Origin of the sequence: Salmonella sp. SJTUF15581 (genome assembly GCF_043356775.1) — a bacterium.
GTDB classification, from domain to species: Bacteria; Pseudomonadota; Gammaproteobacteria; order Enterobacterales; family Enterobacteriaceae; genus Salmonella; species Salmonella enterica.
On record NZ_JBEUJY010000002.1, the window covers coordinates 601,016 to 619,065 of the forward strand.

Annotated in this window: 16 protein-coding genes; 6 read left to right on the forward strand and 10 right to left on the reverse strand. The window is 55.2% G+C overall.

Annotated elements, in window-relative coordinates; translation table 11 throughout:
* The first annotated feature begins 163 nt into the window (after positions 1–163).
* The 5 genes from gltB to ABVN36_RS06470 all read left to right on the forward strand — a co-directional run bounded on the left by gltB (position 164) and on the right by ABVN36_RS06470 (position 9,998).
* Positions 164–4,624 carry a glutamate synthase large subunit gene (gltB, locus tag ABVN36_RS06450; protein WP_000965014.1) on the forward strand — a complete coding sequence of 1,487 codons (4,461 nt, stop codon included), beginning with the start codon at positions 164–166 and terminating at the stop codon, positions 4,622–4,624.
* 9 nt (positions 4,625–4,633) lie between these two features.
* A complete protein-coding gene (gltD, locus tag ABVN36_RS06455) occupies positions 4,634–6,052 on the forward strand; it encodes a glutamate synthase subunit GltD (protein ID WP_000081635.1) in 1,419 nt (472 codons plus the stop codon).
* Between the two features lie 206 nt (positions 6,053–6,258).
* Positions 6,259–7,362 carry a YhcG family protein gene (locus ABVN36_RS06460; protein ID WP_023138272.1) on the forward strand — a complete coding sequence of 368 codons (1,104 nt, stop codon included), beginning with the start codon at positions 6,259–6,261 and terminating at the stop codon, positions 7,360–7,362.
* Positions 7,363–7,477: 115 nt separating this feature from the next.
* Positions 7,478–8,731, forward strand: a complete 1,254-nt coding sequence (gene codB, locus ABVN36_RS06465; RefSeq protein WP_000076262.1) for a cytosine permease — start codon at positions 7,478–7,480, stop codon at positions 8,729–8,731.
* Positions 8,718–9,998: a cytosine deaminase gene (locus tag ABVN36_RS06470; RefSeq protein ID WP_001180674.1), complete on the forward strand. Its 1,281-nt coding sequence runs from the start codon at positions 8,718–8,720 to the stop codon at positions 9,996–9,998. The genes codB and ABVN36_RS06470 overlap by 14 nt, the downstream gene beginning before the upstream one ends.
* 82 nt (positions 9,999–10,080) lie before the next feature.
* Here the strand turns inward: ABVN36_RS06470 and nanQ are convergent, their stop codons facing one another.
* The 8 genes from nanQ to sspA all read right to left on the reverse strand — a co-directional run bounded on the left by nanQ (position 10,081) and on the right by sspA (position 16,831).
* The gene (gene nanQ, locus ABVN36_RS06475; RefSeq protein ID WP_000979903.1) at positions 10,081–10,548 is read right to left on the reverse strand and encodes an N-acetylneuraminate anomerase; all 468 of its coding nucleotides are present in this window, start codon (positions 10,546–10,548) and stop codon (positions 10,081–10,083) included.
* A complete protein-coding gene (gene nanK, locus ABVN36_RS06480; protein ID WP_000208971.1) occupies positions 10,545–11,420 on the reverse strand; it encodes an N-acetylmannosamine kinase in 876 nt (291 codons plus the stop codon). Before nanK ends, nanQ begins: the two co-directional genes overlap by 4 nt.
* Positions 11,417–12,106 (reverse strand): N-acetylmannosamine-6-phosphate 2-epimerase, encoded by a 690-nt coding sequence (locus ABVN36_RS06485; RefSeq protein ID WP_000054439.1) that lies wholly within the window; start codon positions 12,104–12,106, stop codon positions 11,417–11,419. The genes nanK and ABVN36_RS06485 overlap by 4 nt, the downstream gene beginning before the upstream one ends.
* 46 nt (positions 12,107–12,152) lie before the next feature.
* Positions 12,153–13,643 (reverse strand): sialic acid transporter NanT, encoded by a 1,491-nt coding sequence (gene nanT, locus ABVN36_RS06490; protein WP_000108071.1) that lies wholly within the window; start codon positions 13,641–13,643, stop codon positions 12,153–12,155.
* Positions 13,644–13,758: 115 nt separating this feature from the next.
* Positions 13,759–14,652, reverse strand: coding sequence for an N-acetylneuraminate lyase (gene nanA, locus ABVN36_RS06495; protein WP_023138273.1), 894 nt, complete (start codon positions 14,650–14,652; stop codon positions 13,759–13,761).
* A 134-nt stretch (positions 14,653–14,786) separates the two neighbouring features.
* Positions 14,787–15,578, reverse strand: coding sequence for a transcriptional regulator NanR (gene nanR, locus ABVN36_RS06500; RefSeq protein ID WP_000382926.1), 792 nt, complete (start codon positions 15,576–15,578; stop codon positions 14,787–14,789).
* Between the two features lie 108 nt (positions 15,579–15,686).
* A complete protein-coding gene (gene sspB / locus ABVN36_RS06505) occupies positions 15,687–16,187 on the reverse strand; it encodes a ClpXP protease specificity-enhancing factor (RefSeq protein ID WP_000366112.1) in 501 nt (166 codons plus the stop codon).
* A 5-nt stretch (positions 16,188–16,192) separates the two neighbouring features.
* Positions 16,193–16,831, reverse strand: coding sequence for a stringent starvation protein SspA (sspA, locus tag ABVN36_RS06510; RefSeq protein WP_000257298.1), 639 nt, complete (start codon positions 16,829–16,831; stop codon positions 16,193–16,195).
* 114 nt (positions 16,832–16,945) lie between these two features.
* On the opposite strand from sspA, the gene ABVN36_RS06515 reads away from it, so the two are divergent.
* Positions 16,946–17,119: a hypothetical protein gene (locus ABVN36_RS06515; RefSeq protein ID WP_001518027.1), complete on the forward strand. Its 174-nt coding sequence runs from the start codon at positions 16,946–16,948 to the stop codon at positions 17,117–17,119.
* A gap of 26 nt (positions 17,120–17,145) precedes the next feature.
* Here the strand turns inward: ABVN36_RS06515 and rpsI are convergent, their stop codons facing one another.
* Both rpsI and rplM read right to left on the reverse strand, forming a co-directional pair.
* The gene (gene rpsI, locus ABVN36_RS06520; protein WP_000829815.1) at positions 17,146–17,538 is read right to left on the reverse strand and encodes a 30S ribosomal protein S9; all 393 of its coding nucleotides are present in this window, start codon (positions 17,536–17,538) and stop codon (positions 17,146–17,148) included.
* Between the two features lie 15 nt (positions 17,539–17,553).
* On the reverse strand, positions 17,554–17,982 hold the full coding sequence (gene rplM / locus ABVN36_RS06525) for a 50S ribosomal protein L13 (RefSeq protein ID WP_000847559.1): 429 nt from the start codon (positions 17,980–17,982) through the stop codon (positions 17,554–17,556).
* Positions 17,983–18,050 lie beyond the last annotated feature (68 nt).

The window sequence follows — 18,050 nt, forward strand, 5'->3', positions numbered from 1 at the left end:
AATTGAGATTCCCTCTTAACCGTATTTACCAATGCGCAAAGGACACAAAGAGGGCGAATGCGAGGTAAGCGTATGATGCGCCAGCCCCGTCGCCATGCTCTTGCTGTGCCCGCGCGCCGTCGGTTGGGAGAGCGTCCCGTAGAGCCTGGGGAGGTTCACTGATATGTTGTACGATAAATCCCTTGAGAAGGATAACTGTGGTTTCGGCCTGATCGCCCACATAGAAGGCGAACCTAGCCACAAGGTAGTGCGTACCGCCATACACGCGCTGGCCCGGATGCAGCACCGTGGCGCGATCCTTGCCGACGGTAAAACCGGCGACGGTTGCGGCTTGCTGTTACAAAAACCTGACCGTTTCTTTCGCATCGTGGCCGAAGAGCGCGGCTGGCGCTTAGCCAAAAACTACGCCGTCGGGATGATCTTTTTGAATAAAGATCCTGAACTGGCCGCCGCGTCACGCCATATTGTCGAAGAAGAATTACAGCAGGAAACCCTGTCGATTGTCGGCTGGCGCGATGTGCCAACCAATGAAGGCGTGCTCGGTGAGATCGCCCTCTCCTCTCTGCCGCGTATTGAGCAGATTTTTGTCAACGCTCCGGCAGGCTGGCGTCCGCGTGATATGGAGCGCCGTCTGTTTATCGCCCGCCGACGCATTGAAAAACGCCTGCAGGACGACAAAGATTTCTACGTATGCAGCCTGTCGAACCTGGTCAACATTTATAAAGGTCTGTGTATGCCGGCGGATCTGCCGCGCTTCTACCTGGATCTTGCGGATCTGCGTCTGGAATCGGCCATCTGTCTGTTCCACCAGCGCTTTTCCACTAACACCGTGCCGCGTTGGCCGCTGGCGCAGCCGTTCCGCTACCTGGCGCATAACGGCGAGATTAACACCATCACCGGCAACCGCCAGTGGGCGCGCGCCCGTACCTATAAATTCCAGACGCCGCTGATCCCGGATTTACAGTCCGCTGCGCCGTTTGTTAACGAAACCGGTTCGGATTCCAGCTCGCTGGACAACATGCTGGAACTGCTACTGGCAGGCGGGATGGACATTATCCGCGCCATGCGCCTGTTGGTGCCGCCCGCCTGGCAGAACAACCCCGATATGGACCAGGATCTGCGCGCCTTCTTTGACTTTAACTCCATGCATATGGAGCCGTGGGACGGACCGGCAGGCATCGTGATGTCCGACGGGCGCTTCGCCGCCTGTAACCTTGACCGTAACGGCCTGCGCCCGGCACGCTATGTCATTACCAAAGACAAGCTGATCACCTGCGCCTCCGAAGTCGGTATCTGGGACTATCAGCCGGATGAAGTGGTCGAGAAAGGCCGCGTCGGCCCAGGCGAGCTGATGGTGATCGACACCCGCGGCGGACGTATTCTGCATTCCGCGGAAACCGATGACGATCTGAAAAGCCGCCATCCGTATAAAGCGTGGATGGAAAAGAATGTTCGCCGTCTGGTGCCGTTTGAAGAGCTGCCTGATGAAGAAGTCGGTAGCCGCGAACTGGACGATGACCTGCTCGCCAGCTATCAGAAACAGTTTAACTACAGCGCCGAAGAGCTGGACTCGGTTATCCGCGTGTTGGGCGAAAATGGCCAGGAAGCCGTCGGCTCAATGGGCGACGACACCCCCTTTGCCGTGCTCTCCAGCCAGCCGCGTATTATTTACGACTACTTCCGCCAACAGTTCGCGCAGGTCACTAACCCGCCTATCGACCCGCTGCGTGAAGCGCACGTCATGTCGCTCGCCACCAGCATCGGTCGCGAAATGAACGTCTTCTGCGAAGCGGAAGGTCAGGCCCATCGCCTGAGTTTTAAATCGCCAATTCTGCTGTACTCCGATTTCAAACAGCTCACCACCATGAGCGAGCATCACTACCGCGCCGACTGGCTTGATATTACCTTTGATGTCACCGAAACCACACTGGACGCGACGGTTAAAGCGCTGTGCGATAAAGCGGAACAGATGGTGCGTAACGGCACCGTGCTGCTGGTCCTCTCGGATCGCAATATCGGTAAGAATCGCCTGCCGGTCCCCGCGCCGATGGCGGTGGGCGCGGTGCAGACTCGTCTGGTCGATCAAAGCCTGCGCTGCGACGCCAACATCATCGTAGAAACCGGAAGCGCCCGCGATCCGCATCACTTTGCGGTACTGCTCGGCTTTGGCGCAACGGCCATCTATCCGTACCTGGCCTACGAAACGCTGGGGCGTCTGATTGATACCCAGGCCATCGCTAAAAACTATCGTACCGTGATGCAGAACTACCGCAACGGCATCAACAAGGGGCTGTACAAGATTATGTCCAAAATGGGCATTTCGACCATTGCCTCTTACCGCTGCTCCAAACTGTTTGAAGCGGTCGGACTGCACGATGATGTGGTAAACCTGTGCTTCCAGGGCGTGGTCAGCCGTATCGGCGGCGCGAGCTTTGATGACTTCCAGCAGGATCTGCTGAATCTCTCCAAACGCGCCTGGCTGGCGCGCAAACCCATTAGCCCGGGCGGCCTGCTGAAGTACGTCCACGGCGGCGAATATCACGCCTATAACCCGGATGTCGTGCGTACCCTGCAACAGGCGGTACAGAGCGGCGAGTACAGCGATTATCAGGAATACGCCAAACTGGTCAATGAGCGTCCGGCGGCAACGCTGCGCGATCTGCTGGCGATACATCCAGACGGCGAGGCGGTGACTATCGACGAGGTTGAGCCCGCCAGTGAGCTGTTTAAACGCTTTGATACCGCAGCCATGTCTATTGGCGCATTAAGTCCGGAAGCGCACGAAGCGCTGGCGGAAGCGATGAACAGCCTCGGCGGCAACTCCAACTCCGGCGAAGGCGGCGAAGACCCGGCGCGCTACGGCACCAATAAAGTGTCGCGCATCAAGCAGGTGGCTTCCGGCCGCTTTGGCGTGACGCCAGCGTACCTGGTCAATGCCGATGTGATTCAGATTAAAGTCGCGCAGGGCGCGAAACCGGGCGAAGGCGGTCAGTTGCCGGGGGATAAAGTCACTCCGTATATCGCTAAACTGCGCTATTCAGTACCGGGCGTGACGCTGATCTCCCCGCCGCCGCACCACGATATCTACTCTATCGAGGACTTAGCGCAGCTCATTTTCGACCTCAAACAGGTCAACCCGAAGGCGATGATCTCCGTGAAGCTGGTGTCCGAACCGGGAGTCGGCACCATCGCGACCGGCGTGGCGAAAGCCTATGCGGATCTGATCACTATCGCCGGTTACGACGGCGGTACCGGCGCCAGCCCGCTCTCTTCGGTGAAATACGCTGGCTGCCCGTGGGAACTCGGACTTGTTGAAACCCAGCAGGCGCTGGTCGCCAACGGTCTGCGTCACAAGATTCGTCTGCAGGTGGACGGCGGTCTGAAAACCGGCGTCGATATCATCAAAGCAGCGATTCTCGGTGCAGAAAGTTTCGGCTTCGGCACCGGTCCGATGGTGGCGCTGGGCTGTAAATACCTGCGCATCTGCCATCTGAACAACTGTGCAACCGGCGTGGCGACGCAGGATGAAAAACTTCGTAAGAACCACTATCACGGCCTGCCGTTCAAAGTGACCAACTACTTTGAATTTATCGCCCGCGAAGTGCGCGAGCTGATGGCTTCGCTTGGCGTGACCCGCCTGGTGGATTTGATTGGCCGCACCGACCTGCTGAAAGAGCTGGAGGGCTTCACCGCTAAACAGCAGAAGCTGGCGCTGTCTCGTCTACTGGAAACCGCTGAACCTCATCCGGGTAAAGCGCTGTACTGCACCGAGAATAACCCGCCGTTTGATAACGGTGTGCTGAATGCGCAACTGTTGCAGCAGGCGAAGCCGTTTGTCGATGCGCGCCAGAGCAAAACCTTCTGGTTCGACATCCGCAACACCGATCGTTCCGTCGGCGCGTCGCTTTCCGGCTACATCGCACAGACCCACGGCGATCAGGGGCTGGCTTCCGATCCGATTAAAGCACACTTCAGCGGTACCGCAGGCCAGAGCTTTGGCGTGTGGAACGCGGGCGGCGTAGAGTTATATCTGACTGGCGATGCCAACGACTATGTCGGTAAAGGTATGGCAGGCGGTTTGATCGCCATCAGACCGCCGGTAGGTTCCGCCTTCCTCAGTCATAAAGCCAGCATTATCGGCAACACCTGCCTGTATGGAGCCACCGGTGGCCGTCTGTACGCGGCGGGCCGCGCGGGCGAACGTTTCGGCGTGCGTAACTCCGGGGCGATTACCGTAGTAGAGGGCATCGGCGACAACGGCTGTGAATACATGACCGGCGGCATCGTCTGCGTGTTGGGTAAAACCGGCGTTAACTTCGGCGCGGGGATGACCGGCGGCTTCGCCTATGTGCTGGACGAAGATGGCGAATTCCGTAAACGCGTGAACCCGGAACTGGTAGAAGTACTGGACGTTGATTCGCTGGCTATCCACGAAGAGCATCTGCGCGGCCTGATCACCGAGCACGTGCAGCATACTGGTTCGCAACGCGGCGAAGAGATCCTGTCCAGGTGGTCAAGCTTCTCAACCCAATTCGCGTTAGTGAAGCCCAAGTCCAGCGATGTCAAAGCCCTGTTGGGCCACCGTAGTCGTAGTGCGGCAGAATTGCGCGTGCAGGCGCAGTAAGGAATTGAAATGAGCCAGAATGTTTATCAATTTATCGACCTGCAGCGCGTTGATCCGCCGAAGAAACCGCTGAAGATCCGTAAGATCGAGTTTGTTGAAATCTACGAACCGTTTTCTGAAGGTCAGGCGAAAGCCCAGGCGGATCGCTGTTTGTCCTGCGGGAATCCCTACTGCGAGTGGAAATGTCCGGTACATAACTACATCCCGAACTGGCTGAAACTGGCTAACGAAGGGCGTATTTTTGAGGCGGCTGAGCTATCGCACCAGACCAACACCCTGCCGGAAGTGTGTGGCCGCGTCTGCCCGCAGGACCGCCTGTGCGAAGGCTCCTGTACGCTGCACGATGAGTTCGGCGCAGTGACCATCGGTAACATTGAGCGCTATATCAACGATAAAGCGTTTGAGATGGGCTGGCGCCCGGATATGACCGGCGTGCGCCAGACGGACAAACGGGTAGCGATTATCGGCGCAGGTCCGGCAGGGCTGGCGTGCGCCGACGTGCTGACCCGCAACGGCGTGAAGGCGGTGGTCTTTGATCGCCATCCGGAAATCGGTGGTCTGCTGACCTTCGGTATCCCGGCCTTCAAGCTGGAGAAAGAAGTCATGACCCGCCGCCGTGAGATCTTCACCGGCATGGGTATTGAGTTCAAACTTAATACCGAAGTGGGTCGTGATGTACAGCTTGAAGATCTGCTGAAAGATTACGATGCGGTATTCCTTGGCGTCGGCACCTATCAGTCGATGCGCGGCGGGCTGGAAAATGAAGATGCGGACGGGGTTTTCGACGCTCTGCCGTTCCTGATCGCCAATACGAAGCAGATCATGGGGTTTGGCGAAACCAGCGACGAACCATATGTCAGCATGGAAGGCAAACGCGTGGTGGTGCTGGGCGGCGGCGATACCGCAATGGACTGCGTACGTACCTCCATTCGTCAGGGCGCAACGCACGTAACCTGTGCTTATCGTCGTGATGAAGAGAACATGCCGGGCTCCAGACGCGAAGTGAAGAACGCGCGCGAGGAAGGTGTCGAATTTCAGTTTAACGTTCAACCGCTGGGCATTGAAGTCAATGCCAACGGCAAAGTGAGCGGCGTAAAAATGGTGCGCACTGAAATGGGCGAACCGGATGCCAAAGGCCGTCGGCGGGCAGAGATCGTCGCCGGTTCCGAGCATGTGGTTCCGGCTGATGCGGTGGTGATGGCGTTTGGTTTTCGTCCACACAGCATGGAATGGCTGGCGAAACACAGCGTGGAACTGGACTCGCAGGGACGAATTATCGCGCCGGAACGCAGCGATAATGCTTTCCAGACCAGCAACCCGAAAATCTTCGCCGGTGGCGACATCGTGCGCGGTTCCGATCTGGTGGTGACGGCGATTGCGGAAGGCCGTAAAGCGGCTGACGGGATTATGAACTACCTCGAAGTATAACCCTTCCGGCTCCCCGCTTACTGCCTTGGCTGATGGCTGGGGAGCCGATATTCCTCTCCTCAATATCTCTCCTGCCGATTCTGGAAACCCGCTCGTAAATCGAGATGTAATGCCATGTAAAATCCGTTCATAGATTGATCCGTTTACGCCTGAAGCGTATTGATAGCGTTCTAATTTCACAATGAAACTATCACGTAAGGGATGACATGACGAATCCAACTTTAGTGCCACAGTCTGATGAATATCAGCAAATTCATGACGGTATTATTCGTCTGGTCGATACGGCACGTACCGAGACCGTGCGCAGCATCAATGCCATTATGACTGCCACCTACTGGGAAATTGGCCGACGCATTGTCGAATTTGAACAGGGAGGAGAAGCGCGAGCGGCCTATGGCACCCAGCTTATCGAACGATTATCGGTAGATTTAAGTCAGCGCTATAAGCGCGGTTTTTCCACCAGAAACCTATGGCAAATTCGTACATTTTATCTTTGTTTTCAACAGATTGAAATTCCGCAGACACTGTCTGCGGAATCTTCAAATCTCATACCGCTCGCCAAAACATTCCCTCTTCCCTGGTCAGCGTATGTCCGCCTCTTGTCGGTAAAAAATCCCGATGCCCGCACTTTTTACGAGAAAGAGACGCTACGTAACGGCTGGTCCGTACGGCAGCTCGACAGGCAAATCGCCACTCAGTTTTACGAACGAACGCTACTGTCCCACGACAAATCCGCCATGTTGCAGCAGCCTGCCCCCGCCGAGCCAAACGTTTTGCCGGAGCAAGCCATACGCGACCCGTTCATTCTGGAATTTCTTAACCTGAAGGACGAATATTCCGAATCAGATCTCGAAGACGCGCTGCTCAGCCACCTGATGGACTTTATGCTGGAGCTTGGTGACGATTTTGCTTTTGTTGGCCGCCAACGCCGACTACGCATAGACGATAGCTGGTTCCGCGTCGACCTGCTGTTCTTCCATCGTCGCTTGCGCTGCCTGTTGCTCGTTGACCTGAAGGTAGGCAAATTCGGTTATGCGGATGCCGGGCAGATGAATATGTACCTGAACTATGCCAAAGAGCACTGGACAATGCCCGGAGAAAACCCACCAGTCGGCCTGGTTTTGTGCGCAGGGAAAGGCGCGGGGGAAGCGCATTACGCGCTGACTGGCCTGCCAAACACCATCATGGCGAGCGAGTACAAAGTGCAGTTGCCCGACGAAAAATTACTCACAGACGAACTTATTCGTTCGCAAACCATGCTGGAAACTCAACTCACACGCGGTGGTTCACTGACAACGGAGAAAAACTAACGAACCATTAATGCCATGAATAATTATCAAAAAAATATCACACGAAAACGTTTGCTTTATTTTGAGAACTGTATATTATGCGGCGGATTTTTTGGGCAAAATTCATGGAGGCGTTGTGTCGCAGGACAACAATTATAGCCAGGGCCCCGTCCCTCTGGCGGCGCGGAAGGGCGTGATTCCACTGACGTTTGTCATGTTGGGTTTAACGTTTTTTTCCGCCAGTATGTGGACCGGAGGGACACTCGGCACCGGTCTTTCTTATAATGATTTCTTCCTCGCAGTTCTCTTCGGTAATCTCCTCCTCGGTATCTACACTGCATTTCTTGGTTACATCGGCGCAAAAACCGGACTCTCCACCCACCTCCTTGCACGTTACTCCTTTGGCGTTAAAGGATCATGGCTTCCCTCGCTGCTGCTAGGCGGCACACAGGTAGGCTGGTTTGGCGTTGGCGTAGCGATGTTCGCTATTCCGGTCAGTAAAGCGACGGGCATTGATGCCAATATCCTGATTGCCGTTTCGGGTCTGCTGATGACCCTGACCATTTTTTTCGGCATCTCGGCGTTGACCATTTTGTCTATCATTGCCGTACCCGCGATCGTTATACTGGGCAGCTACTCCGTCTGGCTGGCGATCAGCGGCGTGGGTGGGCTGGAGCATTTAAAAACGATAGTGCCGCAGACGCCGCTGGATTTTTCCAGCGCGCTGGCGCTGGTGGTGGGCTCGTTTGTCAGCGCCGGTACATTGACCGCCGACTTCGTCCGCTTCGGGCGTCATGCCAAAAGCGCCGTACTGATTGCGATGGTCGCTTTTTTCCTCGGCAACTCGCTGATGTTTATCTTTGGCGCGGCAGGCGCTGCCGCCGTCGGTCAGGCGGATATCTCTGACGTGATGATAGCGCAGGGGCTGCTGCTGCCCGCGATCGTGGTGCTCGGCCTGAATATCTGGACCACCAACGATAACGCGCTGTACGCATCGGGTCTGGGCTTCGCCAATATTACCGGTCTTTCCAGCCGCACGCTGTCGGTGGTGAACGGGATTATCGGTACCGTGTGCGCGCTGTGGCTTTACAATAATTTTGTCGGCTGGCTGACGTTCCTGTCATCTGCCATCCCACCGATTGGCGGAGTGATTATTGCCGACTATCTGGTGAACCGCCGCCGCTATGCCGACTTCAACACCGTGCGCTTTATTCCCGTTAACTGGATTGCTATTCTTTCCGTCGCGCTGGGCATCGCCGCCGGACATTATGTTCCTGGTATTGTGCCCGTCAACGCCGTACTCGGCGGCGTCTTCAGCTATATCCTGCTGAATCCACTTTTCAACCGCAGCCTTGCTAAATCACCAGAGGTCAGCCATGCAGAACAATAACATCACCATTCGTCAGGCGCGTCTGCAGGGACACGAAGGATTATGGCAGATTACGATTGAAAACGGGCGCTTTAGCCGGATTGAGCCTCAGGAAGCCGCATCGTTACCGCAGGGCGAAGTGCTTGATGCCGAAGGCGGTCTGGCTATTCCACCGTTTGTTGAGCCACATATCCACCTGGATACCACGCAAACGGCGGGTGAACCGAGCTGGAACCAGTCCGGCACACTGTTTGAAGGGATTGAGCGCTGGGCAGAACGTAAAGCAATGCTCACGCATGAAGATGTGAAAGCGCGCGCGATGCAGACCCTGAAATGGCAGATGGCTAACGGCATCCAGTACGTTCGTACTCACGTTGACGTTTCAGATCCTACGCTCACCGCGCTGAAAGCCATGCTGGAAGTGAAGCAAGAGGTTGCGCCGTGGGTAGACCTGCAAATCGTCGCCTTTCCGCAAGAAGGTATTCTGTCTTATCCCAACGGTGAAGCGCTGTTAGAGGAAGCCGTGCGTTTGGGCGCTGACGTTATTGGCGCCATTCCGCACTTTGAGTTCACGCGGGAATATGGCGTTGAATCGCTGCACAAAATCTTCGCCCTGGCACAGAAATACGATCGCTTGATCGATGTGCACTGCGACGAAATTGATGACGAGCAGTCTCGCTTTGTCGAAACGGTCGCGGCGCTGGCGCATCGTGATGGCATGGGGGCGCGCGTGACCGCCAGCCACACCACGGCTATGCACTCGTACAACGGCGCGTATGCGTCACGCCTGTTCCGCCTGTTGAAAATGTCGGGGATTAACTTCGTCGCCAACCCGCTGGTGAATATTCATCTGCAAGGGCGGTTTGACACTTACCCGAAACGTCGTGGCGTCACGCGGGTGAAAGAGATGCTGGAAGCGGGGATCAACGTCTGCTTTGGCCATGATGACGTCTTCGACCCGTGGTATCCATTAGGCACAGCAAATATGCTGCAGGTGTTGCATATGGGGTTACACGTTTGCCAGTTGATGGGGTATGGGCAAATCAACGACGGGTTAAATCTGATCACTACCCACAGCGCAAAAACCCTGCATTTACAGGACTACGGTCTGAGCGTCGGCAATGCCGCGAATCTGGTTATCTTACCCGCTGAGAATGGATTCGATGCGGTACGTCGCCAAACGCCTGCCCGTTACTCGATTCGCCACGGGCGGGTAATTGCCGAGACGGTGCCGAGCCAGACGACGCTGCACCTGACCCAGCCGGAAGCCGTGACGTTTAAGCGTTAACCCGTCATACCCGCGCTCTCCGGCACATTCACCACGCAGCCCCGTAAGGGGCTGCGTTCGGAAGACTGCTCCGGCAAGAGATTCAGGCCGCCAGCAGACTGGCGCGTACTTTCACTACCACTTTCTTGATGTCATCCGGCTCACCCACTGCACATCCCGGTTTATGCGGTTCTCCCGGCATAAACACAGCAAACATCCCCGCTTGCAGCGTAATAGTCTGCTCGTCGACAATTTGACTACAAAGCTGGTAATCCTCTTCAACGTGCATCTCCTCGCACTGGCGAGCGGCACCGGACATCCCAAACGCAATACGCTCGACGCCGGTTAGTAGTAGCTGAATATCAATGTATTGTTCATGCAATTCCGCTTTCTTCTCGGTCGGCATTTGCGTCGTTAACTGCATTACATTCATAAAGATATTGTCGCCCTGCAATTCATAGCGCCCCGGCGCTTTCTCCTGCGGCCTTGCCGCCAGCGCGAGAGTCAAGGCATCCAGCAGTCGCGGATGCAACCCGCAAGAAGGCAACGACTGTACTTCCCCCATCATCATAATGTGTCTCCTTGAGCTAACAAAGCAGCGCCTAATAATCCTGCGTCATGCCGATAGCGAGCGGCGCTCAGCGCCACGTGATAAGGCACAGGCTCTTGCATCAAAAACGCGCGAACCTGCTCCAGGTATCCCTCAGCTAACCCTACGCTGCCGCCAATGACCACACACTGGCAGTCGGTAGTCGCTTTCACATCGGCGATCATTCGCGCTATTACCTGCGCGGATTGGCTTACCAGATGTCGCGCCTGCTGATGACCTTCGCCAGCGCGAATAAATAGGGTTTTGGCGTCGCATCCCGCCAGATCGTCCCGCGCCGCCGCGGCCATCCCTCGTCCGGAGGCGATGGCCTCTACGCAGCCAACGCGTCCACAGCCGCATACGGGCCCGTGTGGGTCCGCCAGGGTGTGTCCCAGGTGCCCGGCCAGACCGCCTTTTCCGGTAAGGAGCTTGCCGTCACAGACAACGCCGCCGCCAACGCCGGTTGAAACGGTGATAAATACCATATCGCGGATATCGTCAGGGAGCGCGTGATACTCCGCCCAGGCCGCCGCCTGCGCGTCGTTCACCGCCAGCGTCGGCAGGCCTGCGATTGTTTCCAGTGTTTGTACTAACGGAAAGTGTAGCAAGCCGCCCAGATTATGGGGGTTTAGCGCCAGCAGCATCCCTTCCTGAATGATCCCGGTAGAAGCTATCGCTACCTGACGCGCCTCTGCCCGTAGTGGTTCAACCAGCGCCTTTAATGCTTCACGTAACGCATCCGGCGTTTTGCTCGCGGGGGTCGGTAGCTCGCGACGCTGGCTAATGCGCAAGTTTTTGTCGATGAGCGCGGCGGCAAGTTTAGTCCCGCCAATATCAATTGCTAACGTAGTCATGACGCCGCCTTTTTTAATGCGTCGTTATACCATCCACAGATATGTTCCAGACGGGTAATGGCGGACCCCACCGTCACCGCCCATGCGCCATAGCGGATCGCCTCCGCTGCCAGTGCTGGCGAGTTATAGCGCCCTTCGGCTATTACCCGGCATCCGGCGTCATGCAACGCTTTGACTAAGGGCAGATCGGGTTCCTCCGGCGTATCGGGGGTGGTGTAGCCGGACATTGTCGTGCCGATAATGTCCGCGCCCAACCGTTGACAGGCGAGACCATCGTCCACGGATGAGCAGTCGGCCATCGCCAGTAGATGGTGGTGATGAATGCGCGCCAACAACGCCTCAACGGCTACCGGCCGTTGCCGAGCGGTTCCATCAACGGCGATAATAGCTGCGCCGGCCTGCGCCAGCGCATCTACATCGTCGAGAAAAGGGGTAATGCGCACTGGAGAGTCGTCCAGATCGCGTTTGATAATGCCGATAATGGGTACCGAAACGAGCGAGCGGGTCATACGCAGGTTGTCTATGCCTTCAATACGCACCGCAACCGCGCCCGCCTGTTCCGCCGCCAACGCCATTGCCGCTACAATCTCCGGCTTATCCAGCGGACTGCCCGGAACGGGCTGGCAGGAGACAATCAGGCCGCCAGAAGCGGCAATATTTTTATCCAGTTGTTCAAGTAACGACATACTACTCCCTTACAAATATTGCCCGGTTGAAAACCGGGCAAGCGGATTAACTTTTCGTTTTTACAAAGGCACCTTTACCACTGCCAAGCGGTACGGCTCCGCTGAACGGTTTGTCGTCAATAGCATCGTGGGTGCGTAACGCTTCCGGACGTAGCCAACGCTGTACGCGAGACGGCATATCAAGCCCAATAAGCAGGATCACGACAAACGTCAGGCTGAAAGAGAGCGATGCCAGCGCAGTGCCCAAATCCAGACGTTGAGCGATCAGCGCTCCCAGGATCGGCGCCAGCGCGCCGCCGAGCGCGCCGACGTTATAAGTAAAGCCCAGCCCCGCCGCGCGCTGATCGGTATCGAAGTAACCGCCGATCAGTTTCGGTAGAATCCCGGCAATCCCCTGCCCCAACATCTGTTGGAAAAACAGTAGCAGACCCAGAACCCAGACGTTTGTGCCGCCAATCGCAAAGACCGGAATAATGAGAATTTGCGAGGCCAGCAGGCTACAGACATAGGCTTTACGCGTTCCCAGCCAGTCGCCAAGAAAACCGCCTACGCAGCAACCAACCGCCGCGCCAAATCCGCTAAAGAACAGGACATTCGCCACCGTATGCGGATCGTAGGCCAGCTCAGTTTTCAGATAAGTGGGTAATAGCGCCTGAATCGGCCAGGAATAGAGGAAAGCAAACAGTACCACCAGCATCAGCATGACGCCAGTGGGCCAGCGTTTACCGCTGCTCTGCACCATAAAGCTGATAAAGATAACCGCGCACAGTAGTCCCAGCCCCGCCACAATCGCAGCATTTTGTAGGTTACCGGCAAAACAGAACCACAGCGCAGCGGCGGCGGCGAAAGTCATTAAAATGTTGATGATGCGATGTTCGCCCCGATAAAGAATGTCGACCATCGTACGTACCGGCGCTTTACCCGCGTGTTTCTCTTTCCAGTCTTCCGCTTCCGGAATGTTTTTCCGCAGCCAGAGGGCGAAGATAATTGGCAAAATGCCAATGAAAAACAGCGCGCGCCAGCCCCAGACAGGCACCACCAGGCTGTACACCTGCGCGGCAACGACCGCGCCGACGGAGAAGCCGGAAATCAGAAAACCACTGGCCTTATTGCGTAAATGTTTTGGCCAGCTTTCAATCACATAGGTCGCGCTGGAACCATATTCGCCCGCCATGCCCATACCAATCACCAGTCGGGCGATGAACATGGTGGTGTAACCGGGCGCAAACCCGCATGCCAGGGTTCCCACCGAAAACAGAATGATGCTGCTGACCATCGCCAGACGACGCCCATAGCGATCGCCCATCGCGCCCAGTAATAACCCGCCGAACCAGCGAGAGATAAAAGCCGCAGAAATCAGGCTTGCCGCCTGTACCGTCGTCAGCCCAAATTCGCTTTGTACCTCAGTCAGTACAAGAGCAATCAACACAAAATCAAAACCATCAAGCAGATATCCCAGCCAGGCAGCGGAAAATGCCCGCCACTGCGCCCGGTTGAGATGGCGATACCACGGGATGTTCTGGGTAGAAGTACTCATTTTACTCTCCCGACGATTTTTGTTGTCGTTATGCCGAATGGCGGCTCCGCCTTATCCGGCCTACCGCTCACACTGTTGTAGGCCGGGCAAGCGTAGCGCCCCCGGCATTATGCTGTTACGCCTTTTCTTCCATCAGTTGTTGAGCCAGCGCCTTGAGCGCCGGCAGGTATTTTTCATCAACAGGCGCGAACGGTTTACGACACAGCGGCACCGATACCACGTCCATATAATGCAGGACCGTTTTCAGGCCGCGGAATACGCCGGTTTTAATCAGTAAATCAATAACCTTATTGCACTCGGTTTGCAGACGCTGCGCTTTCGCCACATCGCCCTCACGTAATGCCTGCACAATCCCCTGGTAACGCCAGCCCATAATGTTGTATGTGCTGCCGATACCGCCGTCCGCGCCCGCCAGCAGGCCGAAAGCGAAGATTTCGTCATAACCGTTGTACAGCACCAGATCCGGATGCGCGCGGCGGATCTGCTCCATCTGGAAGAGATCGCCGGAGGTTTGCTTCAGCGCGCTCACGCCCGGTAATGTCACCAGCGTATTGATCTGATCGAGGGTAAGTTTTACACCGCTTAACGCCGGAATGTTGTATACCACCATCGGCAATCCATCTGCGGAATCAATGATTGCCCGATAATGGTCACAGTGCTCTTCAAAACTGAAAGGGTAATAAAAAGGCGTCACCGCAGAGACCGCATCAAAACCGTAACGCTTTGCGGCGCTGGCAAGCTGCTGGCTTTCTGCGGTGCTTACCGTCCCGACATGGGCGATCAGCGTGATTTTTCCCTTCGCCTCTTCGGCGACAATCTCCAGTACCTGCTCTCTTTCAGCAAGGCTCTGTACGAATGCTTCCCCGGTGGAACCGCCAACGTACAGCCCATCGATACCCTGCCCGATGTTAAAACGCACCAGACGGCGCAGGCTTTCGCTATCCAGTTGCTGCTGATGATCAAATGGGGTCAACAACGCCGCCATTACGCCTTGCAATGCTTTTGCCATACCTACCTCTACGGATGATGAATATATTAACTACCTACCTTTATACCTGTTATACCAGATCAAATAAGCAGCAAATAATACAGAACGCTTATAGTGCGATCTGCTTCACTAAACTGGGATCGGAGGCGCGATCGCTACCGCATTTTTTGACTTTTTTTACCGAGCGCGTGCCAGGTAGCGGAAACGCTATTGAGGTGGGTTTGCAGAGCGCGATCCGCTTTATCGGGATCTCGCTGGCGAATGGCATCAACAATCACAATATGCTGTTGATAACTCACGTTATTATGTTCATGCAGCTCACGATCGGGAACGCTTGGGCGAGCGGCGATTAGCCAGTCCAGCAGAGCAACATGAATAGCCATAAAGATCGGATTGCCGGGAATTTCAGCCAGCACCCGGTGAAACTCGACATCCGAACGAATAAACAGCGCGTTGTCATCCAGCGACTGGCTATTAATTTCCAGCGCTTTCGTTAACAACGCGATCTGCTCGTCGGTGGCATGTTCCGCCGCATAGCGTACCAGGCTGGATTCAAAGAAAAGCCGTAGCTGTTCAAAGTGAGCGATGCCGCCAGGATGAGTAAGAAAATCTTTCGCCATACCCGACAGTTCACTGATGATGGTATCAGCAGAGGGGCGCGAGACGCGGGCGCGTTCGCCGTTATTGATTTGCACCAGACCTTTACGCTTCAGCGCAGCTAACGCTTCACGCACGGAGGGACGTCCTACATTGAAGAAGGCCATTAATTCACGTTCAGACGGTAGCTGTTCTCCCTCGCCAAACTCATGACGGCGGATCATCTGCTCCAGCTCTTCCTCAACCATTTCAGACAGTTTTTTACGCGCCAGCGGGCGGCGGCGCAAACTACGCCCGAGGGATGTCGGTGAATCTTCTGCTTGCGAATCAAATGCGTTCATAACGTCCATTCATGAGTGGTCGGTGGCAAATAATAGCAAGCTTATCGTAACACAGCTTCAAAAGCAGGGTGAACCCGCGAGGAGACCAAACAAAACAGGCCCTTCAGGGCCTGTTGATTATTTTACTACGCGTAGCGCCGGACGTCCGCCACGCGGCGGAGGCGGCTCGTCATCAGGACTACTGTCGTCATCGTGGTCGGGCTTATCGCCATCAATGACGGACATCACGGTCTCGCTTTCCGCGCCTGCGGTATTGTCATCATCATTTAAGCTGACAACGTCTTCATCATAGGCGGCTTCAGGCTCAAACATGGTGCCTGCGCCGTTTTCACGGGCGTAAATCGCCAGCACCGCAGCCAAAGGCACAGAAACCTGACGGGGAACGCCGCCGAAGCGCGCATTAAAACGCACTTCATCATTAGACAGCTCCAGATTACCTACCGCCCGCGGCGCAATATTGAGGACGATTTGCCCATCGCGCGCATATTCCATAGGGACATGCACGCCAGGCAGCATCACATCCACCACCAGATGCGGGGTCAACTGGTTATCCAGCAACCACTCGTAGAAAGCACGCAACAGATAAGGACGACGCGGCGTCAACTGTGACAAATCCATACAGGTTAACCCCGACCGAGGCGCATTTCACGTTCAGCTTCGGTTAAAGAAGCCAGGAAAGAATCACGTTCAAAGACGCGGGTCATATAGCCTTTCAGCTCTTTCGCCCCTGCGCCGCTGAATTCAATACCCAACTGCGGTAAACGCCACAGGAGAGGCGCCAGGTAGCAATCAACCAGGCTGAATTCGTCGCTCAGGAAATACGGTTTCTGACCAAATACCGGCGCAATCGCCAGCAGCTCTTCACGCAGTTGTTTACGCGCAGAGTCGGCCTCGGAAGCAGACCCGTTTACGATGACGTTCATCAGCGTATACCAGTCTTTTTCAATACGGTGCATGTACAGACGGCTTTCACCGCGCGCGACCGGATAAACCGGCATCAGCGGCGGATGAGGGAAACGCTCATCCAGATATTCCATAATGATGCGAGATTCCCACAGGGTCAGCTCACGATCCACCAGTGTCGGAACGCTTTGATTCGGGTTGAGGTCAATCAGATCCTGAGGTGGATTGTCCTTTTCCACATGTTCGATCTCAAAACTAACACCCTTTTCAGCCAACACAATGCGGACCTGATGGCTATAGATGTCAGTAGGACCAGAAAACAGCGTCATTACCGAACGTTTGTTGGCAGCGACAGCCATGAAAACCTCCAGGTATATTCAGAATTTTTACTGCTACCAGCCACAATGTGACCAGCCAGATGTTATGTCACCCAGGGCGAAAAAAGCCATCATTGCTCAGAAACGAGACAAAAAATGAACATTCCCCGCTATTTGGGCAGAAAATTGGATGATAGTTTACCAGATTTTGTGACCTTTGTGGTGAGTCGATTCTGGAATTGGGGAAAAAGAGACAACAATCCGCATTTCATCGTGACAGATAAATGCATTGCCCATAAAAAAACCCGCCGAAGCGGGTTTTTTCGCTAACAGTTGTCTGCCGAAGCAGAAACCCATTAACGTTTGGAGAACTGCGGACGACGACGTGCTTTACGCAGGCCGACTTTCTTACGTTCAACCTGACGAGCGTCACGAGTAACGAAGCCAGCTTTACGCAGTTCGCCACGCAGGGACTCGTCGTACTCCATCAGAGCGCGGGTGATACCGTGACGGATCGCACCAGCCTGACCAGAGATACCACCACCTTTAACAGTGATGTACAGATCCAGTTTCTCAACCATGTCGACCAGTTCCAGCGGCTGACGAACTACCATGCGGGCAGTTTCACGACCGAAGTACTGTTCCAGAGAACGTTGGTTGATAACGATTTTACCGTTGCCCGGTTTGATGAAAACGCGAGCTGCGGAACTTTTGCGGCGACCAGTGCCGTAGTATTGATTTTCAGCCATTGCCTATAATCCCGATTAGATGTCAAGAACTTGCGGTTGCTGTGCCGCGTGGTTGTGCTCGTTGCCCGCGTAAACTTTCAGTTTACGGAACATAGCACGACCCAGCGGGCCTTTTGGCAGCATGCCTTTAACCGCGATTTCAATCACACGCTCAGGACGGCGGGCAATCATCTCTTCAAAGGTCGCTTGTTTGATACCACCGATGTGGCCGGTGTGGTGATAGTACACTTTGTCAGTACGCTTGTTGCCGGTTACAGCAACTTTGTCAGCGTTCAGAACGATGATGTAATCACCGGTATCTACGTGCGGAGTGTATTCCGCTTTGTGCTTACCGCGCAGGCGACGAGCCAGTTCAGTAGCCAGACGGCCCAGAGTTTTACCGGTCGCGTCAACAACATACCAGTCGCGTTTTACGGTTTCTGGTTTAGCTGTAAAAGTTTTCATTAAAAGCTTACCCAAATAAATAAGTTACACGTTGGTGAACACCCAAACGTTTTAAATAGTTGAGGTTC